Genomic DNA, 25,695 nt, shown 5'->3' with positions numbered 1-25,695 from the left:
AGATATATGCGAATTGCATATGACCTTTAAAAAACAATAAATAACTACATATGAAAAGGAATTATAAAATTTTGTTTTTGGTGCTGCTTATGGCAGTTACCTCCTGCAGTTTTACTACAAAACAATTTAACGATCCCAATAAGGATAAGCTACTTATAGATTTAATTACCTATGTACTTGAAAAAGGGCATTATGATGCTAAATCTATTGACGATGGCTTTTCCAGGGAGGTTTATAAAGATTATTTAGACGCGATAGATCCCCTGAAGCGGTTTTTTTATAAGGAGGATATTACTGAATTTTCAAAGTTTGAGGATCAAATAGATGACCAGATCAGAAATAAGGAACTCAGCTTTTTTGATATTACCCATTCAAGACTTCAGGAAAGAATGACGGAAGTAAGAGGTATTTACAAGGAAATATTGACTGAACCTTTTGATTTTTCAGAAGAAGAAGATATAAATACGAATTACGAAGAGATAGAATATGTGGATTCCCGTGCCAATTTGAAAGAACGCTGGAGAAAGCAACTGAAATTTAGTACCCTTGGCAATTATTATGATCTAAAAGATGATCAGAAAAAACAGTTGGAGAATACTCCGGAAATGGAAGTTAAGACCGATGCTGAACTCGAGGAAGAAGCAAGAAATACTGTACTAACTTCAATGGAGGAATACTTTGATTTTAGTGAAGATTTGGAGCGGAAAGATTATTTCACCGTATATATTAACGCAATCGTAGAAGAATTTGATCCTCATACCTTCTATTTTGCACCACAGGATAAAGACCGGTTTGATATAGCAATGTCTGGTAAACTGGAAGGAATTGGAGCCCGTTTACAAAAGAAGAGTGATGATATTACTATTATGGAAGTAATTTCCGGTGGTCCGGCCTGGTTAAGTGATAAGCTTCACGAAGGGGATGTTATTACAAAAGTTAAACAGGAAGATGAAAAAGAACCTGTGAGTGTGGTTGGAATGCGTCTGGATGACGCGGTTAATTTAATAAAAGGGCCAAAAGGCACTAAAGTTACCCTTACAGTAAAGAAAAAAGTTTTAGGAAATACCGAAGATATAACCATTACCCGCGATGTGGTTGAACTTGAAGAAACCTATGCTAAATCGGCAAAAGTAGAAAAGGACGGAAAAACATTCGGTGTGATAAATCTTCCAAAGTTTTATTTCAACATGGAAGATTATTCCGAGCGTAATGCGGCATCGGATGTTAAGGAAGAGATCATCCGGCTTAAAAAAGAAGGAATGGAAGGACTGGTTCTGGACCTCAGGAATAATGGAGGAGGTTCTTTGAAAACCGTTGTGGATATCGCAGGTTTATTTATCGAGAAAGGTCCTATTGTACAGGTAAAATCAAAAATGGAAGGAAAGGAAATTCTGGAAGATAAAGATCCCAGTATTGTTTGGGACGGTCCATTGGTGATTTTGGTAAATGAACTTTCGGCTTCAGCTTCAGAAATTCTTGCGGCTGCAATGCAGGATTATAAAAGAGCTATTATTATAGGAAGTAAACAAACCTATGGTAAAGGGACAGTGCAAAATGTAATCGATCTAAATACCACCGTGAGAAGTAATGAATATGGGGATTTAGGAGCATTGAAATTGACCACTCAAAAATTTTACAGGGTGAATGGAGGCTCTACCCAGTTGGAAGGTGTTAAAAGCGATATTGTAGTTCCAGACAGGTACAGCTATATAGACATAGGAGAAAAGGATTATGAAAATCCTTTACCCTGGGATCAAATTGCTGCTGCAAAATATAAATCATGGGATGGTTATATAGATTTCGAGGAAACCATTGAAAACAGCAAGAAAAGAATGCAGGATAATCAACAATTAAATCTTATTGCTGAAAATGCCAAATGGGTAAAAGAGCAACGAAATAATGAAGTTTATTCTCTTAATTTTAATGATTATCAGTCTGAGCGGGAGAATCTGGAAAATGATGCGAAGAAATATGATGCAATTTCAAATTACACTTCCAGCTTAACCTATAATTCTTTACCCTACGAGGTGGAAATGTATAAAAGCGATACCATTCTTAAGGAGAAAAGGGACCGCTGGCATACCAGCTTAACCGGGGATGTGTATGTGGAGGAAGCCATTAATGTATTGGATGATATCCAGGTTAACAACATTAAAAAAAGGAAGGTTGCCACTATCAAGAATTAGCAAAATATAAGATCAATTATAAAACCCTTCAAAAGTAAATATAGCTTTTGAAGGGTTTTCTTTTTGTAATGAATAGGCAGGATTTAAATCTGGAAACAAAAAACTGAGAAAAAAGCCAGGTCTACCCGGTAATTATTCTCATTGAAGCGAATGTTAAGTTCCTGTAATTGTGCAAAGTGCTATGAGAAGGACATTCTTTCAGAATCCAGTTTAATAAATATAAACAGAAGGATTGTAAAGCCCCATAGGCCCGAGCCTCCATAGCTAAAGAAAGGAAGCGGTATTCCAACGGTAGGGAATATGCCTATTACCATAGCGATATTTACAAGAAAATGGATGAACAGGATCCCTACAAGACTATAGCCGTAAACCCTGTTGAACTGCGATTTTTGCCTTTCAGAAAGAAACAGAAGTCGTAACATAAATAATACAAAAAGGAGTGTTACCAGGGAAGTGCCCAAAAATCCCCATTCTTCTCCCACAGTGCTAAATATATAATCTGTATGCTGTTCTGGAACAAACTGTCCTTTTGTTTGAGTTCCTTCTGTCCAGCCTTTTCCTAACCAGCCTCCACTTCCAATCGCAATTTCACTTTGATTGGTGTTATAGCCTATTCCCTTTGCATCTACTTCCTGCCCCAGGACAATATTAAACCGGTCGCGATGACGCTGTTCAAACATGTTCTCAAAAATATAATCCACAGAATAGGAATAGCCTATAGCTAAAATCAGCGTGCCAAGTAAAAATAAATAGCTTGGGCGATTCCTGCGTTTTTGAAGTAAACTAATAAGGGCAATAACCCCAATTGCAATGGCTACGTATAAAGGGCCAAACAACAAGGTAAAAACAAAAACAGCTATGGCGGCAAAACCCAGAAAAAGATAAACCCCGGATAAGCCTTCCCGGTAAAGCGGAAAAAGAAATGCCGAATACACAAGTGCACTTCCGGCATCGGGTTGAGGTAAAATAATTAATGCGGGAAGGATGATTATAAGAAATGCAATGATTTGATGGGAGAAGACCTTTATGTTGGTTTGAATATCCCCTAAATATTTAGCCAGTGCAAGTGTTGTAGCCACTTTTGCAAACTCGGCAGGCTGAATGCTTACTCCCCCAAATACATACCAGGAAGTAGCACCGTTAATGGTTTTACCAAATGCGAATAAGCCTAAAATGGATATAAGGGATATAATATAAATAACACTGGAAAACCGCATGTAGAACCTTGCTTCAATAGAAAGCAGTACTACAATCATAAAAAAGCTAAGCAGGATCCAAACGGCCTGCTTTCCATAAACCTGACTAAAGTCAAAGATCGAGGAAGGATTATCTCCCAGGGAGGCAGAGTATATATTGATCCATCCAAAACCAACCAGTAGCAAATAGATAAAAATGGTTAACCAGTCAAAGGAAACAGAACTTTTTGACATTATTTATTAATTGAGAAAGGTTCTCCGGAATATGGCTTTTTATATTCCTCCTCCAGGCTATGGGTTAGGATCCAGTCCTCCATATCGGTTCTGCTAATAGTTCCTTTAAGGTATTTCTCGATCATTAAACCTGCGATCCTTCCGGCATACCTTCCTCCCCAATATCCATTTTCCACAAATACGGCAATGGCAATCTTGGGATTGTCTACCGGAGCAAAAGCTATAAAAATTGAATGATCTGTTAGCTGAATACGTTTTCCTCCAATTTTCGTGAAATTTTCTGCAGTACCTGTCTTACCTGCTATTTCAATACCGGGAATTCTAAGTGAAGAGGCAGTCCCACTTTGATAAACCTGGTGCATTCCTTCTACTACGGGTATAAAATGTTTGGGATCTATGGTGGTATGTTTTTTCTCTGTAAATTCTTTGTCTTTTATAGGATTCCCATCGATTTCTTTTAAAATATGAGGGGTGTAGAACCAACCTTTGTTTGAAATGGCAGCAGTCATATTGGCTAGTTGAATAGGCGTCATTAAAACTTCTCCCTGTCCTATCGCATTGGAGATAGTGGCTGTGGAATACCATTTATAGGTAGGATAATCGTAGATCCTGTTATAATAATCGGCGGTTGGGATCTTCCCGGGTCTTCCTGTAGAAAGATCGGAACCAAGATAATTTCCCAAACCAAAACTTTTAAGGTGATTTGCCCAGGTATCTACTCCTTCCTGGGGAGTTGGGAATTTTTCAATTATACGTCGGTACACATTGGCAAAATATGCGTTACAGGATTGGGCTATCCCGGGAACCATATTTAAAGGAGAGGCATGTGCGTGACATCCCATTTTCCTTCCCCGGCCAAAAACATATCCCATATTGCAGGAAAACCTGTCCTGGGTAGTTACCGCTCCTTCCTGCAGGGCAATTAATGCATTGATAGTTTTAAAGGGGGATCCGGGAGGATATTCTGCCTGTAATCCCCGGTCATAAAGAGGACGGGCGATCGTGTCATAATAAAGTTCGGTAAAATTACGGGAACGCTGTCTTCCAACCAGTAAAGCCGGATCATAGGATGGTGCGGTAACCAAGGCCAGTATTTCTCCCGTTGCTGGCTCAAGTGCAACGATGCCACCCCATTTGTTTTCCATTAATTTCTCTCCGTATGCCTGTAAAACCCCATCAATGGTTACGGTAACATCTTTTCCTTTTTTAGGAAGTGTATCGTAAATCCCATCTTTAAACGCTCCAATATCACGGTTAAATCTGTCTTTTTGAATATATTTTACCCCTTTTACCCCGCGGAGTAATTCTTCGTAATATCCTTCAATTCCTTGCTTGCCTATTAAATCCCCGGATATGTAATACGGATTTTCCTCAATGATCTTTTTGTTCACTTCGGCTATATAACCTAAAACATTGGATCCATTATGAGTTTGATAATCTCTTAGAGAGCGCTTTTGAATATAAAACCCCTCATAATTACGCATCTTTTCCTGTAAGTAGGCGTATTCAGATTTGGTTAACTGCGGCACTATAATCGATGGGAGTCTTGGAGAATATATCTTTGCCTTGTCCAGTTTTGAGGCTAATTCTTCGGGTGTGATATTTAAGATCCTGCAAAATTCGGCTGTATCGAATACCTTTACATTCCGCGGAATTGCCATAACATCGTACGAAGGCTGATTGGATACCAGCAACTCTCCATTCCTGTCAAAAATGTAACCTCGTTGAGGATAATCATAGACAACTTTAATGGCATTATCTTCAGACAGTCGAACAAAAGATTCGTCGATAACCTGTAAATAAAAGAGTCTAGCCAGAAATATGATTCCGGTAGTTATAATAATTATAAATAGTAATACTCTTCTCATCTTCGTTTCGGTTTGAAAAGCGTTAAGCTTATCAGTATCAATATTACAGTGAAAATTCCTGAAAATAAGGTCTTTTTCGCTATCAAAAAGATATGGGAAAAATCAAACATTTCCAGGGTAAATAAGATAAAATGGTGAACAAATACCAGGATTAAAATATAACCCAATCTGGCTCCAAAGGGAGTATTAGCTAACTTCACGGTTTGATAATCATAGCTTACTCCAAAGGAAAACCTTAAAACGGCAGGCCTTATAAAAGCGATCACAACACAGGCCGCTGCATTTATTCCTCCGCTATCCTCAAAGGTATCAATACTTATTCCCAATAAAAATGATACCAGCAAAAATAAAGTTTGCGGAGTGTTAAAAGGATACAGCACCAGAAACAACACATATAGATATGGATTGATATAACCCAGAAAGTTGATATTGTTAAGGAGTAAAACCTGTAACAATACCAAAATGATAAAGCGGATTATATTTGCAATTATTGTACTAGTCATCGATATTTTCCAGAGCTTTAACTTCGGCCTTATCTTTGTTTTCTATGATATACACATACCCAATATTGGTCATGTCGTTAAACAGCCTGATGTTGATGGTATAGTAACTTTCACTTACATCGAGTGAGAAATCGGTTATATTACCTATTGGGATACCCTGGGGGAAAATAAGCGATCTTCCACCCGTTATAATGGTATCGCCTTTTTTTACCGGGGCTTGTCTGGGAACATCTACCAACTGAACTATATTGGGGTTTTTTCCATCCCAAACAAGAGAACCAAAATGATTGGTCTTTTTAAGTTGTGCATTAATCCGGGAATTACTGTTTAAAATAGAGATTACCCTGGAGTAGTTTGGCGAGACTTGATCTATGATCCCAACAATCCCCTGGCTGGTTATAACTCCCTGCTCTGTCGCGATCCTGGAGTTTTCGCCACGGTTAAGGGTGATATAATTATTGGTTTTTGAATAGTTGTTGTTGATAACGGTGGCAGTTCTTATTTGGTAAATTCCTTCATAAGAGAGGGAATCTAAAAAATTTTCTTCCGATATAGTGTCCTGGATATTGGTGAGTTTGCTTCTTAAGTATTTGTTTTCTTCTACCAGTCTTTTGTTATAATCTTCAAGGTGGAAATAGGTTTGAATATTATTTGCCCAGTCATAAATTCCCCCGGTAATAAAATTCGCGGAACTTATAAATTTGCTTTTATGAAAGGAATGTGATTGAATTGTTAAAAATAAGGAAATCCCCAGCAGCAACAGGAATAAAATATTATTCTTATTGCGTATAAGAAAATTAAATATCTGCTGCATAAGTCGGTTCCTACTTTATCAATATTCCCTTATATCGGCTCAGGTTTTTTAGGCATATTCCGGTTCCACGAACTACTGCTCTCAGGGGATCTTCAGCGATATAAACAGGAAGATCGGTTTTTAGGGATAATCTCTTATCCAGGCCTCTCAACATGGACCCTCCTCCGGCAAGATAGATCCCGGTATTATAAATATCGGCGGCGAGTTCCGGCGGGGTTTGAGATAAGGTTTCCATAACGGCGTCCTCAATTCGTAAAATTGATTTATCCAGTGCTTTAGCAATCTCCCTATACGAAATTTGTACCTGTTTGGGTTTTCCTGTTAGTAAATCACGACCCTGAACGCTCATTTCTTCCGGTGGAATTTCCAGATCTTCTGTAGCGGCTCCAATTTGAATCTTTATTTTTTCAGCAGTTCGCTCTCCAACATATAAATTGTGCTGAGTGCGCATATAATAAACGATGTCATTGGTAAATACATCTCCTGCGATCTTGATAGACTTATCACATACGATACCACCTAAAGCTATCACGGCAATTTCGGTAGTACCACCCCCTATATCCACGATCATATTTCCTTTAGGCTGCATAATATCTACCCCAATTCCAATAGCAGCTGCCATTGGCTCGTGAATAAGATATACTTCCTTACCATTTACCCTTTCTGCACTTTCCTTAACGGCGCGCATTTCAACCTCGGTTATCCCGGATGGAATACAGATTACCATTCTTAGGGCCGGAGTAAACATTCTCTTTTTCAATGCAGGTATTTCCTTGATAAACATGTTTATCATCTTTTCGCTGGCATCAAAATCGGCAATAACACCATCTTTCAACGGTCTTATTGTTTTTATATTTTCGTGGGTTTTTCCCTGCATCATGGCAGCTTCTTTTCCCACGGCTATAATTTTCCCTGTTGTTCTGTCCCGGGCTACAATTGAAGGGCTATCCACAACAACTTTATCGTTATGAATTATCAACGTATTTGCGGTTCCTAAATCTATTGCTATTTCTTCAATGAGAAAGTCGAAAAATCCCATATTCTATCTATTGAGGTTAGGTAAATGTAGTGAAATTAATGTTTAAAATGCCGTGTTCCGGTCATCACCATTGCAATATTATTTTTGTTGCAATAATCGATGCTCAATTGGTCTTTTATGGAGCCTCCGGGCTGTATTACGGCTGTTATTCCTGCATTCCCTGCAATTTCAACACAATCAGGAAAAGGGAAAAAAGCATCACTTGCCATAACAGCTCCTTTTAGGTCAAACTCAAAGGAATTTGCTTTCTCAATGCTGTGGGTAAGGGCATCTACCCTAGAGGTTTGTCCTGTTCCACTGGCAAGTAGTTGTTTATTTTTTGCTAAAACGATAGTATTGGATTTGGTGTGTTTGCAAATTTTAGATGCGAAAATCAAATCATTTAACTCATTTTCTGTGGGTTTATTGTTGGTTGCATGGCTTAAATCTTCAACAGAATCTGTTTTATGATCCCTGTCCTGTACCAAAATTCCATTTAAACAGGTTCTTACGAGTTCCTGTGTGAATTCCTGAACTTTTTGAACCAGAATTATCCTGTTTTTCTTTCCTTTTAAAATTTCCAGCGCATCTTTTGAATAGGAAGGCGCAATAACCACCTCACAAAATAGCTCATGGATTTCTTCAGCGGTAGCTTTATCAATTTCGGTATTGCTTATAAGTACTCCCCCAAAGGCTGAAACAGGATCTCCTGCCAGGGCATCTAAATAGGCGCGGTGCAGCGTTTCTCGTTGTGCCAGTCCGCAGGCGTTGTTATGTTTCAGGATTGCAAATGTGGGAGCATCGTTTTTAAATTCACTCATAAGGTTTACCGCGGCATCCACATCGAGCAAATTATTGTACGAAAGTTCCTTGCCGTGTACCTGGTTAAAAACCGCTTCAAAATCTCCGTAGAAAGTCCCTTTTTGATGTGGGTTTTCTCCGTAACGCAATTCTTTTCCTTTTGAGAAACTCTGTTTAAAAACTTTTTCTTCAGAATTAAAAAAGTTGAAAATGGCAGTATCGTAGTGCGAGGAGACCTGGAATGCTTTTGCTGCAAATTTTTTGCGATCTTCCAGACTGGTCTTTCCCTGGGTTTCTGAAATAAGGTTTAAAAATTCGGAATAATCATCCACAGAAGAAACACAAAGCACATCTTTGAAATTTTTCGCTGCAGCGCGAATCAAAGAAATTCCGCCAATATCTATTTTTTCTATAATAGCCTCTTCGGAAGCGCCCGAAGCTACTGTATTTTCAAATGGGTAAAGATCCACGATCACAATATCTATTTGTGGAATCTCATATTCCTTCATCTCGGCAACATCACTTTCATTTTCCTGTCGGTTTAAAATTCCGCCGAAGATTTTTGGGTGAAGGGTTTTCACTCTTCCGCCTAAAATAGATGGATACGAAGTAAGATCTTCTACTGCAATAACTTCAATACCTAGGTCTTTTATAAACTTTTCGGTACCGCCTGTAGAGTAAATTCTAACGCCAAAATCATTCAGTTTTTTTACGATTGGAGCCAGCCCTTCCTTATCAAATACAGAAATAAGGGCCGATTTTACCGATTTTAATTCGCTCATTGTGTTGTGTTTGTTATGTCTGCAAAAGTAATTAAATCACTATAAAATCTAAGGATCTGGACTTTTATTTCTTAAAAAAAATGTAACGAAATACATTTGCCTGCGTCTTATCTTTTATCGACGCAAAACACCTGTTTTTACTATGCTAATCTATCTTAGGGTTCTAAAGGAAAGTTTCAATTTTGCCATCAGCGCATTAAGAAACAACAAGCTGCGGACTTTTTTATCCCTTCTCGGTGTTACTATTGGGATATTTTCCATAATTGCAGTACTTGCTGCGGTAGATTCTCTTGAAAAGGAGATTAAAGGTTCCCTGAGTTCTCTTGATAACAGCACCATTATTTTAATGCGGTTTTCTTTTGGTCCTTCCGAAATTCCCAGTTGGAAAAGACAACAATTCCCGGATGTTTCCTATGATGAATACCAGTATTTAAAAAAGAATCTGCCCGGTCTTGAAGCTACCAGTTATACTTTAAATGTTCCCCAGGAATCTTTAAAATATGAAGAAACAACGGTGACGGGTGTTGGGATTGGTGCCGTTTCGCACGAATATTACGATATAGAAGCCTTACAACTCGGCGAGGGAAGATTCTTTAATGAATCGGAAGCTGTAAGTGGATCACAGGTAATTATCCTTGGACATGAAATCGCCCAAAATCTTTTTGGTGAAAGTAATCCCATGGGAAAAGAGCTTCGCTTATACGGACAAAAATTTTCTGTTATTGGTGTTTTGGAAAAAGAAGGCTCAAATTTCCTGGGAAATTCAAAAGACGGAGCAGTTTTAATACCGGTAAATGTGGTGAGAAGGATCTTTGGGGATAATAATAAATCTACTTTTCCGCAAATAATAATCAAACCTGAAGATGGGGTTGATAATGCTGAATTTATTGCAGTACTAACTCAGCAATTAAGAAATTACCGGGGATTGAAACCAGATGAAGTGAGTAATTTCTTCGTAAACCAATTACAGGGTTTTGCGGATCTTATCGATAATATCACCGGACAGTTAAATTTCATTGGACTCATTATCAGCGGGTTTTCACTTTTGGTGGGAGGATTCGGTATCGCAAATATTATGTTTGTAAGTGTTAAGGAAAGGACCAATCTTATTGGTATTCAGAAATCCCTTGGCGCAAAAAATAAATTTATCCTGTTCCAGTTCTTGTTTGAAGCAGTGATCCTTGCGGTGATAGGTGGATTGGTAGGATTATTCCTGGTATGGCTTGTCTCCATTGGTGCATCACAATTTACAGGAGAATTTGAATTTGTGCTTTCTCCCTGGAATATGTTCCTTGGAACCGCTGTTTCAGCAGTAATTGGGCTAATTTCAGGTATCATTCCCGCCATAAGCGCATCGAAACTTGACCCGGTGGAAGCGATACGTACCGGAATGTAATGTTAGATTTGAGATATTAGTATTGAGTATTCAGATGTCAATCTTTCGAGGATCTCTGTTGAAAACATTCTTTTATTTTCCTTGTTTTTAAGTTACGAATTCACCAATGTTTTTTAGGTTTCTCATATCTCATATCTCATATCTCATATCTCATATCTCATATCTCATCTTGAACTTTGAACCTTGAACCTTGAACTTTGAACATTTTCTTTTTGTCTCTAGCTAAGTATAAAAGAGGTTTTTATTCCCCCTTTGGGGGTTAGGGGGCTGTTAAAACTTCAGCTACCTGCTCATTCACCCATTCCAAAAACCGTTCATCGTCCTGCGTAAAGGGATCAGGAGTATTGGAATCAATATCTATCTGCCCTACATTTTCTCCATCGATGAAAAGCGGCACAACAATTTCAGCTTTAACATTAATGCTGCAGGCAATGTAATTATCCTGAGCTTTAACATCTGCTACCACAAAATTCTTATTGGAAACAGCTACCTGCCCGCAAATTCCTTTTCCAAAAGGAATGATAGTATGATCTGTTGGTTCACCGGCATAAGAGCTCAGTTTAAGTTCCTCTTTATCGCCATTTTTAAAATAAAATCCCACCCAGTTATAATACGAAATGTTTTCTTTCAGCAATTCACATATCTTTAATAATCGAAGTTCAACAGATGATTCTCCGGTTTTTAGGATGGCTTTAATCTGGGGTTTTAATTTCTGAAATGGCATAGCTTTTATTTTTTTTGTAAAAGTATTTAAAGTTTGGGTTTCTCACCTTTCATTTTTCTATAAATTTGTTGAAACAGGTATTTTCTTTGCTACAGCTATTCAAAAAATACAAATCGGTTTTACGGTTCATTCTCATATTTTTGGGAAGTTATTTTTTGTTCTCCATTTTTTATAACATGTATCTCGATCTTTCGCTTTCTCAAAAATATTACCCCGATTTTTTCACGCATCTTGTTGCAATACAAAGTGAAGCAGTAATCGAAGCTTTTGGATATTCCTCCAGAATTTTTCCCAATCCCAACGAGCCTTCCATGAACCTATATGTGAATGATCTTTTTTTGGCAAGGGTGGTGGAAGGCTGTAATTCCATAAGCATCATTATTCTGTTCATTTCATTTGTGCTGGCTTTTGTTTCAAAATTGAAAACCACGCTGCTGTTTGTTTTTGCGGGATCGGTAATAATATATGTGATGAACGTTATCCGGATCGCTATTTTAAGTATAGGGATCTATGAATACCCCCAGCACGCAGATTTCCTCCATAGCATTGTGTTTCCATTGATTATTTATGGAACGGTTTTTATTTTATGGATTATCTGGGTTCGTATTTTCTCTAAAGCTACCACCTATGGAAATCAGGTATAGAATTGCCATAATCAGTTTATTGGTGGGTTTGTTGGTTCTCATCAGGTTTTTTGAACACAGCCTGTTTTATGATCCGCTCATTGAGTTTTATAAATCAGATTATCTCAATGATAAGGTTCCCAATTTTATCACGTGGAAGCTCTTTGCGAATGTTTTTCTGAGGTTCTTGTTAAACACTGGGGTATCCCTGGCAATAGTATACGCGGCTTTTCTGGATAAAAACATACTTAAATTCTCCTTTTTACTCTATGCTTTACTTTTTATAGGTTGTTTCTCGGTTTTTACGTTTTTGATTCTCACCATTGAAAATGAAAACTTTATGGCGCTGTTCTATATGCGTAGATTTTTGATACATCCCATTTTTGTGATCATTCTTTTGCCTGCATTTTATTATTTCCGACTAAAAAATTCAATTAAAATTGACGAAAATAAATGAGAATTTTCTATGTATATTTTTTTTATACTTGATTTAAAGCAATAAATTGGGTTAAACTAATTGATTTTTAAAGTAGTTAACCCGGATAACTAAATATTGTTTATCTTTGACAACGATGAAAAAGGCTGTTCAAAAATTGCTTTCTACAACCCTGGCACTTTTAGTGCTCTTCTCTACATTTTCATTTACTGTAGATAAACATTTCTGCGGAAGTATTTTAGTAGACAAAGCCATCTTTTCTGAAGCAAAAACCTGCGGAATGGATATGCATTCTCATTCCGAGATTGATTTGATGGATGAGGATAATTGTTGTAGTGACCAGAACATTTCAGTAGAGGGTCAGGATGAACTTAAGATATCATTTCAATCTCTGGACCTCAACCAACAATTATTTTTAACTGTCTTCACCTATTCCTATAGTAATTTATTTGAAGGTTTACCGCAGCAGGTTATCCCTTTTAAAAATTATACTCCGCCTCTTATCGTCAAGGACCTCCCGGTTCTTAACGACACTTTCCTTATTTGATTATCTAATGATTTTTTTTCCGCCGAAGCATTTAGCTTTCCGGCGTTAAAGCATTGTTGTGGTTTTTTTTTGAAAATCATTTGCTTATGCTCTTAAAGGATTATATCATTAAATAATCAAAAAAAATGTTTGATAAACTCATAAAATATTTTCTATACAACCGTTTGGTAACTATACTCATTCTGGTCTTTATAATAGGCTGGGGATTAGTAACGGCGCCTTTTAACTGGAACATAGACTTCCTGCCCAGCGATCCTGTACCGGTTGATGCGATCCCGGATATAGGGGAAAATCAACAAATTGTATTTACAGACTGGCCTGGGCGTTCCCCCCAGGATATTGAGGACCAGATTACCTATCCCATGACTACCACTTTACTGGGAATTTCAGGGGTAAAATCTATTAGGAGTACTTCAATGTTCGGGTTCTCCATCATTTATATCATCTTCGAGGAAGATGTAGAATTCTATTGGTCACGTACCAGGGTGTTGGAAAAACTAAATTCGCTTCCTTCTGAATTGCTTCCGCAGGGGGTACAACCTACCCTGGGACCCGATGCTACCGGGCTGGGTCAGGTGTATTGGTATACCTTGGAAGGTCGTGACCCTCAAGGGAATGTTACCGGGGGTTGGGACTTGCACGAATTGCGCTCTATCCAGGATTACTATGTAAAACTTGGCTTAAGTGGAACTGAAGGAGTTTCAGAAGTAGCATCGGTAGGAGGATTCATTCGAGAATACCAGATAGATGTAGATCCAGATGCCCTAAAGGCCTTTGATATCGGGATAGACCAGGTGATGAAGGCGGTACAGAATTCCAACCGGGATATTGGGGCAAAAACCCTTGAGATCAATAAGGTGGAATACCTGGTGCGGGGGCTTGGCTATATAGAATCTATAGAGGATATTGAGAATTCTGTTGTAACAGCGGTAGATAATAAACCGATTCTTATCAAAGATTTAGGAGTGGTTAATTTAGGGCCTGCAGAGCGTCGCGGCATTTTAGACAAAGGTGGTGCAGAGGTGGTTGGCGGAGTTGTTGTTGCCCGGTATGGTTCAAATCCCTTAAAGGTTATTGAGAATACAAAGGATAAGATCAAAGAAATATCTGCGGGATTACCCCAAAAAACCCTTGCGGATGGAACAATTAGCAAACTTACTATTGTTCCGTTCTATGACAGGACCCAACTTATCAATGAAACCCTTGGCACTTTGGAGAGCGCCCTTTCTCATGAGATCCTAATTAGTATCCTGGTTATTATTGTACTTGTCCTGAATTTACGCGCATCTCTTATAATTTCGAGTTTGCTGCCCATTGGTGTGTTAATCACCTTTATTGCCATGCGCTATTTTGGGGTAGATGCCAATGTGGTGGCACTCTCAGGGATAGCTATCGCAATTGGGGTAATGGTAGATGTTGGGATCGTATTTGTAGAAAATATAATAAGGCACCTGGAGATGAAGAAAAATGCGGGAGCCAGAGATTCAAGATTGCTTGGGATAATTCATAAAGCCACCACTGAAGTGGCACCGGCCGTTACCACCGCCATCGCTACAACGGTGGTGAGTTTTCTACCGGTATTTTTTATGGAAAATGCTGAAGGAAAATTATTCAGGCCACTTGCCTTTACCAAAACCTTTGCCCTTGCGGCTGCATTCCTGATAGGCTTAATTATCCTACCCATGCTTGCCTATTTTGCATTTAATATTCGCCTGCAAAAGGCTAGAATGGTAAGGATCTGGAATATTATTCTCATAGTTGCCGGACTTTTTCTTGCAATCTGGTTTAGTTTCTGGTTGCCACTTGCTCTTGTACTCATTGGTTTAGTAAGACTTCTGGAAGACCGAAATCCGGAGTTCCTGGGGAAATATTCTACCCAGATCACCTTGTTTATTATCCTGGCAGTTACCTTATTTTTCCTCACCGGGGAATGGGTACCGCTTGGGTATCAAAACTCCCTTTTTTCGAATTATATCTTTGTAATAGTCCTACTTGCAATTACCCTGTTGTTACTCATGGCCGTGGTAAGATTTTACAGGCCCATACTCAACTGGTGCCTGGAGAATAAAGGGGCATTTTTACTGGTGCCGGTAATAACCATTTTCTTCGGAATATTGATTTGGCTTGGATTTCCAAAGATCTTTAGCCCTGTTGCCAATGGGTTTGATAAAATAGGTTGGAATGTGCGCACCACCTCCGGCTGGAGTGCTATGTCCCATTCCTTTCCGGGGGTAGGAAAAGAATTTATGCCTTCCTTAAATGAGGGAAGTTTCCTTCTTATGCCAACCTCTATGCCTCATGCGGGAATTGAATCTTCTAAGGAATCGCTGCAACGAATGGATATTGCAATAACTGCCATTCCCGAGGTTGAGGTGGTGGTAGGTAAACTGGGTAGGATAGAAAGCGCTTTAGATCCGGCTCCAATTTCTATGTATGAGAATGTGATCAATTACAGGTCCGAATATGAACTTACTCCCGGAGGACGCCCAGTATCTTATAAGGTAGATGACGAAGGAATGTTTATTTTAAAGTCGGGAGATACCCTGAGCAATGAGGATGCGCTTAACAGGGGATTCTCTGCCAATGATCTAATACTTGATGAAGATGGTGAATACTTCAGAAACTGGAGGGAACATATAAAAAGTCCCGATGATATCTGGAATGAGATTATAAGCAGGTCAAACCTTCCCGGGGTTACCTCGGCTCCCAAACTCCAGCCCATTGAAACCAGGCTGGTAATGCTTCAAACCGGGATGCGGGCACCAATGGGAATAAAGGTGTATGGGCCAGATCTTCAAACCATCCAGGAATTTGGGATCCAGCTCGAAGGTCTGTTGAAGCAGGTTCCTTCAGTAAAAGCAGAAGCTGTATTTGCAGACAGGACGGTGGGTAAACCGTACCTGGAAATAGATATAGACCGCAATGCCATTGCGCGTTATGGTCTTAGTATAGAGAATGTACAGCAAACTCTTGAAACCGCTGTGGGGGGTATGGAGATCACCACCACGGTAGAAGGTAGAGAACGTTATCCGGTAAGGGTGCGGTATCCGAGGGAACTAAGGGACGACCCTTCTTCGATAGAAAGAATTTTAATTCCCACCCCGGCGGGGGCACAGATTCCGCTGGGAGAACTGGCCGAATTGAAATACACACGCGGGCCTCAAATGATACGGAGTGAAGAAACCTTTTTGGTAGGATATGTTCTATTTGATAAGCGCACGGAATATGCTGAGGTGAATGTTGTGAACGATGCCCAAAAATTCATTCAGGATAAAATCGATGCTGGAGAATTAACTGTTCCGGCCGGGGTGAGCTATAAATTTTCGGGAAATTATGAAAATCAGGTTAGGGCTGTAAAAAGGCTTTCTATCGTGATCCCTATAAGTTTGATCATCATCTTCCTGTTATTATACTTTCAGTTCAAGACTGTCATAGCCTCGACTATACATTTTTCAGGGGTATTTGTTGCCTTTGCGGGAGGTTTCATCATGATTTGGCTTTATGGCCAGCCCTGGTTTATGGATTTTGCTGTAAGCGGGGTAAATATGCGGGAACTTTTCCAAATGGGAACCATTAACCTGAGCGTAGCCGTGTGGGTTGGATTTATAGCATTATTTGGTATAGCAACAGATGATGGGGTACTTATGGGAACCTATATACACCAGGTATTTGAAAAACGAAATCCTCAAACCGTTCCGGCAGTTAGGGCTGCGGTAATGGAAGCGGGATTAAAGCGGGTGCGTCCTGCAATGATGACCACGGCCGTTACTATAATTGCCCTTTTTCCTGTATTGACCTCCACCGGAAAAGGAGCAGATATTATGGTGCCTATGGCCATTCCTATCGTGGGTGGAATGATCATACAGATAATGACCATTTTTGTAGTACCGGTATTACAGGCATACTGGAGAGAGCGGGTGGTATCCTCCTCCGGCGCCCCCGAAGGGGGAAATACTTCTCCGGTGGCTAATAATTTATAAAAAAATTGATAATGAAAACATATAAAAATTTAAAGAAATTCGGTTCAGAACTCCCCCCTCGGGGGTTAGGGGGGCTTTTCCCCCTTCGGGGGCTGGGGGGCTTTTTGTTTTTCCTCCTTTGGACGTTGGGAGGGCAGTCTCAGGCTCAAACTCTTGATGCCTATCTCCAAATGGCCGCAGAGAATAATCCGAAACTTAAGGCTTCCTATGCCGAGTTTGAAGCTGCCCTGCAACGGGCGCCACAGGTGGCTTCCCTGCCAGATCCTACCCTAACGGTGAGCGCCTTTGGGAGAATGATAGAAACACGCGTGGGAGCCCAGGAAGCAAGGTTTAATTTAATGCAGATGTTTCCCTGGTTCGGCACCCTGAAGGCCAAAGAAGATGCGGCGAATTTAATGGCCGAAGCTTCTTTTCAAAACTACCTGGATCTAAGAAACCAGGTCTTTTTTGATATAAAATCTGTTTATGCCGAATTATATGCGCTTGAAAAAACCATTCAGCTTAAACAGGAGAACCTTTCTATTCTTGATTCATACAGGGAACTTTCCTTAAGTCGATTCCGAAGCGGAGGTTCTCCCATGGTAAATGTGGTAAAAGTAGATATACAAAGGGATGCTGCCATTACCGAAATTGAATTGCTACAGGAGCAGCGTAAGCCCCTTCAAACCAGGTTCAACCTGATGTTAAGACGGGAACCTCTGGCAGCAGTAAGCATTCAGGATACGCTTATGCTGGGAGAAGTAGCTCCTGTAATTGAAAATTCTGAATCCTTTGCAGGACATCCAACTTTAACAGGATTGGAGAAACAAAAAGAGGCCTATGAAATGCAGGAAATTATTGCACAAAAGGAAGGCCTGCCTATGATAGGGTTGGGGGTAGATTATTCCATAATCTCAAAACGTACCGATGCCAATCCCGATATGAACGGTCAGGACGCAATCATGCCTATGCTCTCAGTTACGCTTCCCATTTTCAGAAAGAAGGTGAATGCAGCCAGAAAAGAAGCTCAATTTATGGGAGAAAGTGTATTGGAACAACAGGAAGCACAGCGAAATGAGCTTCAAAATGAGTATGAAACCGCTCTTTACGAAATAAACAGGGCAAAGAAACTTCTTGATCTTTTTGACCGGCAAATTGAAAGCTCCGGTCAGGCCAATAAGTTGTTGATCTCCGGCTACAGCAATTCCATTATCGATTTTGATGAGGTACTTCAAATGAACCAGGATGTATTGATGTACCAAACCCAAAAAATAGAGGTTTTAAAAACCGGGGTAATTGCTGAAGCAAAGTTGGAATATTTGATGGCACGATGATATGATGGTTTGATGATAGAATTGAATAAAAGGTATTTTTAATAATTATAAAAAATGGAGAATAAGAATGAAATATTAGAACTGAGTTTTGACTTTGCTCTTTCTATTATTGAATTTTCTGAATTGTTGGAGAGTAATAAAAAATATGTGATTTCCAGGCAGCTTTTAAAATCAGGGACTTCTATAGGAGCCAATATGAGGGAGGCTCAAAATGCCCATAGCCGGAATGATTTTATTTCAAAATGTGTAATTGCTATGAAAGAGGCCGATGAAACAGAATATTGGCTTCAGTTGTGTGAGAAAAGTCTAAATTATCCTCAACCAGGGGACCTATTAATAAAAATTTTATCCATTAAAAAACTCCTTTCAAGGATTATTTCTTCCTCCATAAAAAACAGAAAAAATGAAAAATAGAAAAAACATACTTTTGGCAATTGGCCTCTTATTAATAGGGCTAATTGCGGGATGGATAATAAAACCATCAAATAATCATAAGACCGAATCATCAGATGATCAAAATATTGGATCATCAGAACATCAGGAAATATGGACTTGTTCCATGCACCCCCAGATAAGGCAAAATGAACCCGGGTCCTGTCCTATTTGTGGGATGGACCTTATTCCGCTGGAAATTACAGGAGATGGGGGAGATCCGGGATTGTACCAAATGAGTGAAAATGCAATGAAGCTTGCCAATGTGCAGACGATGGTGGTGGGAAGAGGCGATGCCTCGCGGGAGATGAGGCTCAACGGTAAGGTACAGGTAGACGAAAGAGCTTCTTATTCCCAGTCCACCCATATTCCGGGAAGAATAGAACAACTGGCAATTAATTTTACGGGCGAGAAAGTGAGTCGCGGCCAAAACCTTGCAACCGTTTATTCGCCAGAGCTGGTTACAGCGCAGGAAGAATTGCTCCAGGCTGCCGCTATAAGGTCAAGTCAGCCTGAATTATTTGAAGCCGCAAAGACAAAACTGAGAAACTGGAAGATAGGAGACGCTCAGATAGAGCAAATATTATCGGGCGGAAAGGCCATACAGCGCTTTTCTATAAGAGCCGATGTAAATGGAATTGTAACCGAAAAAATGGTAGATCTGGGGGATTATGTAGAACGCGGCATGCCCATCTATGAAATTTCAGACCTTTCCAAGGTTTGGGTTTTATTTGATCTTTATGAAGGGCAGCTTGCCTGGGTAAAAGAAGGCAGCAAAGTGGAATTCACCATAAACTCTTTCCCGGGAGAAACCTTTGAAGGAAAGATCAGTTTTGTAGATCCGCTATTGGATTCCCAAACGCGGGTGTCCACAGCACGTGTAGAAGTAGATAATAAAGACGGAAGATTGAAGCCGGGAATGTTTGCATCTGGTGTAGTAAAAAATACTATGAGTGCCGGCCAGACCCAGGAATTGATCATCCCGAAATCGGCAGTGCTTTGGACAGGAAAACGCTCTATAGTCTATGTAAAGACAGATGTAGATGGGAGAGCCGGCTTCAGGCTTAGGGAGATAACTTTAGGTCCTTCCCTTGGAGATTCTTATGTAGTACAGGAAGGCCTTGAGCCGGGGGAAGAAATTGTATCCAACGGAGCCTTTACCGTAGATGCCGCGGTGCAGTTATCTGGCGGAACAAGTATGATGAATCCAGATGGAGGTAAGCAGAGTACCGGCCATGACCATGGCCAGACGCAGCAGGACCAGACAGGACAAATTAAGGTTGAAGTAAGCAAGAATGTAAATAATGATCTTAATAAGCTGGTTGATGATTATCTCAGGCTGAAGGACGCACTGGTTAAAGATAATTATTCCCAAGCCAGACAGCACGCGCAAGCATTTGAAAAAAGTATTGGAACTGTAGATGGTTTCAATCCGGAAGCTAAAATAGTGTGGGAAAGTTATGAAAAGGAGCTAAAAGCCGATGCCGTGATCATCTCCGGTGCGGCCAAAATTGAGAGTATGCGGGAGAGGTTTGACGAACTTTCTACAACGATGATAGGAATGGTAAAAACCTTTCAGTTAACCAATAAAGAACTTTATGTGCTGCATTGCCCAATGGCAGATAGCAACAAGGGAGCCGATTGGTTAAGTGCTTCTTCCGAAGTTAAAAACCCTTACTATGGCAGTGCTATGCTAACCTGCGGGGAATTAAAAGAAACGATACAATAAGATGTTAAATTTAATTTAAAGAATTCTACAAATATGAAAAGATCAATTTTAATTGTTTTATGCCTGGCGTTGATTAGCTGTGGTAATGAAAAAAAGGAGCAGCAAAATGATGTGAAAGAACAAGACCATCAAATGCATTCAGAAAATAAATCTGATACAGATACACCTGCTAAAAGTTTAAGTCCACATACCAGTGCAATGGCAATGGTTGGAGATGCCCATATACATATAGACTATTCTTCCCCAAGTGTTAGAAACAGGATGGTTTTTGGCGGTTTGGTAGGCTATAACACAGTATGGCAGGCAGGGGCTCATAAAGCAACCTGGATAGAGACCAATAAAGATTTGAAGATAGATGGTAAAGTTTTACCTGCCGGAAAATATGGTTTTTTTGTAGTGCCCGGTAAAGAGACCTGGAAAGTGATGTTTAATTCTAAATGGGATCAACATGGGAAAGATGAATATAGAGAGGCAGAGGATGTTCTTGTTACTACAATCACTCCAGAAAACCTGGCATCCAATCAAGAGGCACTTACCTACATAGTAGAAGATAAAAAGAACAATAAAGGGGTTATCTCTCTGGCGTGGGAAAAATCTAAAATTGAGATTCCGTTCGAGGTTCTAATATCCAAAAAATAAGTCAATTTTTAATTCAAACAGGTATAAGAGATTCTTATTTAAAACTCTAAAAACATTTATAAAAGATCATGAAAAATAGAATTAAAAAGTTAAGTGTAGTACTGGTGCTAAGCATTGCATTTGTGGGTTGTAAAAATACACAGGAAGAAGATAAAGAGACCATAACGCTTCAGGAAACAATAGATACGCCAAAGGAAAAGGAAGTTTTAGCATCCAATTATCAATTAGGGGATCATATTCCTAACGAATTGGTTTGTATGGTAAACAATGCATATATGGGTACAACGCAAATCCCTGTTCCGGTAGATGGGAAAACCTATTATGGATGTTGTGAAATGTGCGTAGGTAAATTGAATAATGATGAAAATGCAAGAATGGGAAAAGACCCATTTAGTGGCAAGATGATAGACAAATCTCAAGCCTACATAATACTTTCCAGCAAGGATGGAGCAGTTGCTTATTTTGAAACTGAGGATTCTTATAAGAAATATAAAAATCAAATGGAAAAAGGACAGTAATTATTATGGAGGCAGATTTCTAATGATTTAATTTCAAACAATAATGACCAAAGAATACTACATAAAAAATATGGTTTGCGACCGATGCATTAAGGTTGTGAGAAACGAATTAAATGCTGAAGGCGTACATACTTTGGAAGTTATTTTAGGAAGAGTGATTATTGATACTGAAGATGAAGTTTCTGATAAGCGGAAATTGAATAAGGTTTTAGCTGAAAATGGTTTTATACTCATTAGCAGTCCCGAGGCAGTTTTTTCGGAAGCAGTGAAAATTGAGCTTATCAAGCTATTAAAAAAACTGCCTCTTAAAACCGAAGGAACTTTATCGAACTTCCTTTCGGATCACCTAAATACAGATTATTCCAAAATCAGTAAGTTATTTTCAATAACCGAAAAGATCACTATAGAAAAGTATTTTATAAAGCTGAAAATTGAGAAAGTAAAGGAATTAATTCAGTCTCAGGAATATAATTTTACAGAGATAAGTCAGCTTTTAGATTATAATAATATGAATTATTTATCTCGTCAGTTTAAGAATGAAACAGGCATGAGTTTGACAGAATATAAAGGCTTAAATGAGAATTTTAGGAATTCTTTAGACCAAATATTATAGATAGTATCCAAAATTTTAACAACTTAAGAGGCAGTTTTACAATACTTTAGTGTGATAATCAGAAACTAACCAATATGAATTCAAAAGAAAAAAGTCAACACGAAATGAAAGGAAATAATTACGCTAAGTTTTTCCTGATGCTTGGTTTATCCTTTTTGGCCATGTATATCACAATGTATCTAAACACCTATGCATTTGACCATGTTTATTTTAGTCTGACTCGGTTTTATATGAGCTGTTTAGGAATATCGGCAATGGCGGTTATAATGCTCTCCCTTATGCTCAATATGTACAAGAATAGGAAAAAGAACATCGCGATCTATGTAGGCAGCTTGGTGCTATTTTTAGGTGCATTAGGATTGGTAAGGGCTCAAAGTCCAATAATTGGTGATGTGCTGTGGATGAAAGCTATGATTCCACACCATTCTATTGCTATTTTAACGAGTGAGCGTGCAGCTATATCAGATCCAGAGGTAAAAAAACTGGCTGAGGATATTATAAAAGCCCAAAGAAAGGAAATAAGCGAAATGAAAAGAATGATCGAAAGGTTGGAGAATGCTAAGGAATAATGAAATCATTTTGATTTCAAAAATTGCTGGAATAAAAAAGATTATGAAATGAGTATAACGTGAATAGGATACCAAAACCGCTGAAGATATGCGAATTACTCCCAATAGAATCTATCGGGAGACCATTAAATATCTACGTATGAAAAAGAATAATTGCTTAATTGTTATTTTCCTGCTTTTTGTTGGCGTTACGGGTTTTTCTCAAAACCCTGAGGCCAGAGAAGGTAATCCGGATAATTTGCCAGAGCATGAGTACACCTTGACCTTGAAAGAGGAAATGGTAAATAAAGCGGGGAAAAATGTAATGGGTATGACAGTGAATGGAAGTATTCCGGGACCTACCCTCGAGTTTAAAGAAGGAGAATATGCTGTTATTTATGTAAAAAATGAAATGAGTGTAGAAACTTCCATTCACTGGCATGGATTAATTTTACCTAATTTCTTTGATGGAGTTCCTTATTTAACAACTCCCCCTATAGAACCTGGAAGTACTTTTAAATATGAATTTCCAATTACCCAATCTGGAACTTATTGGTATCATTCACATACCATGCTTCAGGAGCAAAGTGGTGTTTTTGGTTCTTTTGTAATTCAGCCTAAAGAGAAAGTATTTGAGTATGATAAAGAATTGGTCTTAATACTTTCAGACTGGACCAATGAGAAACCTGGAGATGTTCTTAGAAACCTGAAAAGGGGAAACGAGTGGTATAATATGAAAAAGGGTACATCCACGCCCTTAAACCAGGTAATTGCCCGGGGGGCATTAGGTGCTCAGGTAGATTTTTGGAGACAACGAATGGAGGGAGCAGATATTGCAGATGTGTATTATCCTGCTTTTTTAATAAATGGTGAACAAAAAGTAGAATATCCTCAATTTGAAGCAGGGGAAAAAGTACGGTTAAGAATTATTGATGGTTCTGCCTCAACTTCATTTTGGATGACATTTGGAGGGGAGACCCCTACCTTGATCTCTGCAGACGGATTGAATGTTGTACCTGTTAAAAGAAATAAAACATTTATTGCTGTTGCAGAAACCTACGATTTTATTGTTGAAATTCCTGAAAATGGAAAAATAGAATTTAGAATCACAGCCCAGGATGGATCTGGAATGGCCTCAGCATTTTTAGGATCTGGAAAAGTGATTGAAGCAGAAGATGTACCAAGACCCGATAAAATTGCTATGATGCAAGAAATGGCCAAAATGAAAATGAAGATGGGTGCTCCAGCGTTAAAATTCCAGCCAAAGAAAGATGAACGTTTTGAAATGCAGGACAAATATGGAATGCAAATGGAAGGTATGGAAATGGACGATTCAGAAATGGATGACTCTAAGATGGATATGAAGAAAGATACCACGATGATGGACCATTCTAAGATGGACCCGCCTGCCGGACGGGCAGGAATGAAGAAAGACTCGATGGCAATGTCAAAAATGGATCATTCTAAAATGGAGATGAAGAAGGATACTATGATAATGGATCATTCCAAAATGGACCATTCCAAGATGGACCCGCCTGCCGGACGGGCAGGAATGAAGAAAGACTCGATGTCAATGTCAAAAATAGATCATTCTAAAATGGAGATGAAGGAGGATACTATGATGGTGGACCATTCCAAGATGGATCACTCAAAAATGGACCCGCCTGCCGGACGGGCAGGAATGAAGAAAGACTCGATGTCAATGTCAAAAATAGATCATTCTAAAATGGAGATGAAAGACGACTCTAAAATGGAAATGAAAGGAATGAAAGGGATGGATATGTTTTCAGAATATAATTACAATTATCTAAAATCTCCGGAAAAAACTTCCTATGAGAAAGATGTTCCTGTAAACGAAATCCTATTAAACCTTACCGGTAATATGAATAGGTATATCTGGAGTATGAATGGAGTGCCACTTTCAGAAACTGATAAGATTAAAATTAAAGGTGATGAGGTTACTAGAATTACCCTTAACAATCTAACCATGATGCACCACCCTATGCACTTGCATGGGCATTTCTTTAGAGTGATCAATGAGAATGGAGAATACTCCCCTTTAAAGCATACCGTAAATGTTCCTCCTATGCAGAAGATCACCATCGAATTTTATGGTGATGAGTATGGGGATTGGTTCTTCCACTGCCATATACTATATCACATGATGGGAGGAATGGCTAGAGTTTTTTCTTATGACACCCCTAGAGATGAGCGTTTAGAAGAATTTCCGGTTTCAAAATTGGTTAAAGAAACCGATATGTGGTACTCTTGGGGAATGCTGGACGCAGCTTCACATATGACGGAATTAAACTTAGTGACTTCCAATATTCGTAATCAATTCAACATAACCGCAGAATATGGCTGGAATAAGAATTTAGAAGCTGAATTTAGTTATGAGCGTTACTTATTTGATTATCTACGTGTTTTTGGAGGGGTAAATGTGGAGAATGAAATGGAAGACAGTATAAAGGAACTTAATACTACGGCGATTGCAGGGATTCGTTACCTAACTCCTTACTTGTTCAATCTGGATGTGCGAATAGATAGTGAATTACGCCCTCAAATTAGTTTAAGCAGAGAGATTATGATTTTCCCAAGAACGGCCATTTTTGGAGTGTATGAATATCAGACAGATTTTGGTTGGGTAAATGATCTACCTGCCGGCGATAATTTTAAAAAAGAAGTTGTTTGGAGTACTGGATTGGAATATTTCTTATCTAAAAACTTCTCTTTAATGGGCAGCTACGAAAATAGATTTGGTGCCGGAGGAGGTTTATCAATAAGGTTTTAATAAC

At 39.0% G+C, this 25,695-nt stretch carries 21 protein-coding genes; 14 read left to right on the top strand and 7 right to left on the bottom strand.

Annotated features, from left to right (window positions below; genetic code table 11):
- Nucleotides 1-50: 50 nt before the first annotated feature.
- A complete protein-coding gene (locus GILLI_RS08295) occupies nt 51-2,186 on the top strand; it encodes a carboxy terminal-processing peptidase (protein WP_006988649.1) in 2,136 nt (711 codons plus the stop codon).
- A 179-nt stretch (nt 2,187-2,365) separates the two neighbouring features.
- On the opposite strand, the gene rodA is transcribed toward GILLI_RS08295, so the two are convergent.
- Genes rodA through purH form a run of 6 tightly spaced genes read right to left on the bottom strand, consistent with a single transcriptional unit; the run spans nt 2,366 to nt 9,402 of the window.
- Nucleotides 2,366-3,616, bottom strand: a complete 1,251-nt coding sequence (rodA, locus tag GILLI_RS08290; RefSeq protein WP_006988648.1) for a rod shape-determining protein RodA — start codon at nt 3,614-3,616, stop codon at nt 2,366-2,368.
- On the bottom strand, nt 3,616-5,484 hold the full coding sequence (gene mrdA / locus GILLI_RS08285; RefSeq protein ID WP_006988647.1) for a penicillin-binding protein 2: 1,869 nt from the start codon (nt 5,482-5,484) through the stop codon (nt 3,616-3,618). Before mrdA ends, rodA begins: the two co-directional genes overlap by 1 nt.
- Complete coding sequence (locus GILLI_RS08280; protein ID WP_006988646.1) at nt 5,481-5,987, bottom strand: hypothetical protein; 507 nt, start codon at nt 5,985-5,987, stop codon at nt 5,481-5,483. The genes mrdA and GILLI_RS08280 overlap by 4 nt, the downstream gene beginning before the upstream one ends.
- Nucleotides 5,980-6,801 carry a rod shape-determining protein MreC gene (gene mreC, locus GILLI_RS08275; protein WP_006988645.1) on the bottom strand — a complete coding sequence of 274 codons (822 nt, stop codon included), beginning with the start codon at nt 6,799-6,801 and terminating at the stop codon, nt 5,980-5,982. The genes GILLI_RS08280 and mreC overlap by 8 nt, the downstream gene beginning before the upstream one ends.
- A gap of 10 nt (nt 6,802-6,811) precedes the next feature.
- The gene (locus GILLI_RS08270) at nt 6,812-7,840 is read right to left on the bottom strand and encodes a rod shape-determining protein (protein ID WP_006988644.1); all 1,029 of its coding nucleotides are present in this window, start codon (nt 7,838-7,840) and stop codon (nt 6,812-6,814) included.
- 35 nt (nt 7,841-7,875) lie between these two features.
- Nucleotides 7,876-9,402 (bottom strand): bifunctional phosphoribosylaminoimidazolecarboxamide formyltransferase/IMP cyclohydrolase, encoded by a 1,527-nt coding sequence (purH, locus tag GILLI_RS08265; RefSeq protein WP_006988643.1) that lies wholly within the window; start codon nt 9,400-9,402, stop codon nt 7,876-7,878.
- 142 nt (nt 9,403-9,544) lie between these two features.
- Here purH and GILLI_RS08260 point away from each other — a divergent pair, with 142 nt between their 5' ends.
- Entirely contained in the window at nt 9,545-10,798 is a 1,254-nt protein-coding gene (locus GILLI_RS08260; protein WP_006988642.1) for an ABC transporter permease, read from the top strand.
- Between the two features lie 259 nt (nt 10,799-11,057).
- Here the strand turns inward: GILLI_RS08260 and GILLI_RS08255 are convergent, their stop codons facing one another.
- Nucleotides 11,058-11,522, bottom strand: a complete 465-nt coding sequence (locus tag GILLI_RS08255; protein WP_006988641.1) for a GAF domain-containing protein — start codon at nt 11,520-11,522, stop codon at nt 11,058-11,060.
- An 86-nt stretch (nt 11,523-11,608) separates the two neighbouring features.
- Between GILLI_RS08255 and xrtF the strand changes: the two genes are divergently transcribed.
- The 12 genes from xrtF (at nt 11,609) to GILLI_RS08195 (ending at nt 25,691) form a co-directional block, all read left to right on the top strand.
- Nucleotides 11,609-12,166 (top strand): exosortase family protein XrtF, encoded by a 558-nt coding sequence (gene xrtF, locus GILLI_RS08250; protein WP_006988640.1) that lies wholly within the window; start codon nt 11,609-11,611, stop codon nt 12,164-12,166.
- A complete protein-coding gene (locus GILLI_RS08245) occupies nt 12,150-12,602 on the top strand; it encodes an exosortase F system-associated membrane protein (RefSeq protein ID WP_006988639.1) in 453 nt (150 codons plus the stop codon). The genes xrtF and GILLI_RS08245 overlap by 17 nt, the downstream gene beginning before the upstream one ends.
- 115 nt (nt 12,603-12,717) lie before the next feature.
- On the top strand, nt 12,718-13,128 hold the full coding sequence (locus GILLI_RS08240) for an HYC_CC_PP family protein (protein ID WP_040506511.1): 411 nt from the start codon (nt 12,718-12,720) through the stop codon (nt 13,126-13,128).
- 125 nt (nt 13,129-13,253) lie between these two features.
- Nucleotides 13,254-17,108: an efflux RND transporter permease subunit gene (locus GILLI_RS08235; protein WP_006988637.1), complete on the top strand. Its 3,855-nt coding sequence runs from the start codon at nt 13,254-13,256 to the stop codon at nt 17,106-17,108.
- 11 nt (nt 17,109-17,119) lie between these two features.
- Complete coding sequence (locus tag GILLI_RS08230; protein WP_006988636.1) at nt 17,120-18,421, top strand: TolC family protein; 1,302 nt, start codon at nt 17,120-17,122, stop codon at nt 18,419-18,421.
- A 54-nt stretch (nt 18,422-18,475) separates the two neighbouring features.
- Nucleotides 18,476-18,835, top strand: a complete 360-nt coding sequence (locus tag GILLI_RS08225) for a four helix bundle protein (protein WP_006988635.1) — start codon at nt 18,476-18,478, stop codon at nt 18,833-18,835.
- A complete protein-coding gene (locus tag GILLI_RS08220) occupies nt 18,825-20,582 on the top strand; it encodes an efflux RND transporter periplasmic adaptor subunit (RefSeq protein WP_006988634.1) in 1,758 nt (585 codons plus the stop codon). Before GILLI_RS08225 ends, GILLI_RS08220 begins: the two co-directional genes overlap by 11 nt.
- Nucleotides 20,583-20,615: 33 nt before the next feature.
- Complete coding sequence (locus GILLI_RS08215) at nt 20,616-21,221, top strand: DUF2911 domain-containing protein (RefSeq protein ID WP_006988633.1); 606 nt, start codon at nt 20,616-20,618, stop codon at nt 21,219-21,221.
- A gap of 68 nt (nt 21,222-21,289) precedes the next feature.
- Nucleotides 21,290-21,739, top strand: a complete 450-nt coding sequence (locus GILLI_RS08210; RefSeq protein WP_006988632.1) for a hypothetical protein — start codon at nt 21,290-21,292, stop codon at nt 21,737-21,739.
- A gap of 43 nt (nt 21,740-21,782) precedes the next feature.
- Complete coding sequence (locus tag GILLI_RS08205) at nt 21,783-22,352, top strand: AraC family transcriptional regulator (protein ID WP_006988631.1); 570 nt, start codon at nt 21,783-21,785, stop codon at nt 22,350-22,352.
- Nucleotides 22,353-22,426: 74 nt separating this feature from the next.
- The gene (locus tag GILLI_RS08200) at nt 22,427-22,921 is read left to right on the top strand and encodes a DUF305 domain-containing protein (RefSeq protein ID WP_006988630.1); all 495 of its coding nucleotides are present in this window, start codon (nt 22,427-22,429) and stop codon (nt 22,919-22,921) included.
- Nucleotides 22,922-23,060: 139 nt separating this feature from the next.
- Nucleotides 23,061-25,691 carry a multicopper oxidase domain-containing protein gene (locus GILLI_RS08195; protein WP_040506509.1) on the top strand — a complete coding sequence of 877 codons (2,631 nt, stop codon included), beginning with the start codon at nt 23,061-23,063 and terminating at the stop codon, nt 25,689-25,691.
- Nucleotides 25,692-25,695 lie beyond the last annotated feature (4 nt).

This window comes from Gillisia limnaea DSM 15749 (genome assembly GCF_000243235.1).
In the GTDB taxonomy this organism is placed as follows: domain Bacteria; phylum Bacteroidota; class Bacteroidia; order Flavobacteriales; family Flavobacteriaceae; genus Gillisia; species Gillisia limnaea.
Note: the sequence above shows the minus strand (reverse complement) of the source record. Positions and strands in the feature narration are given on the sequence as shown.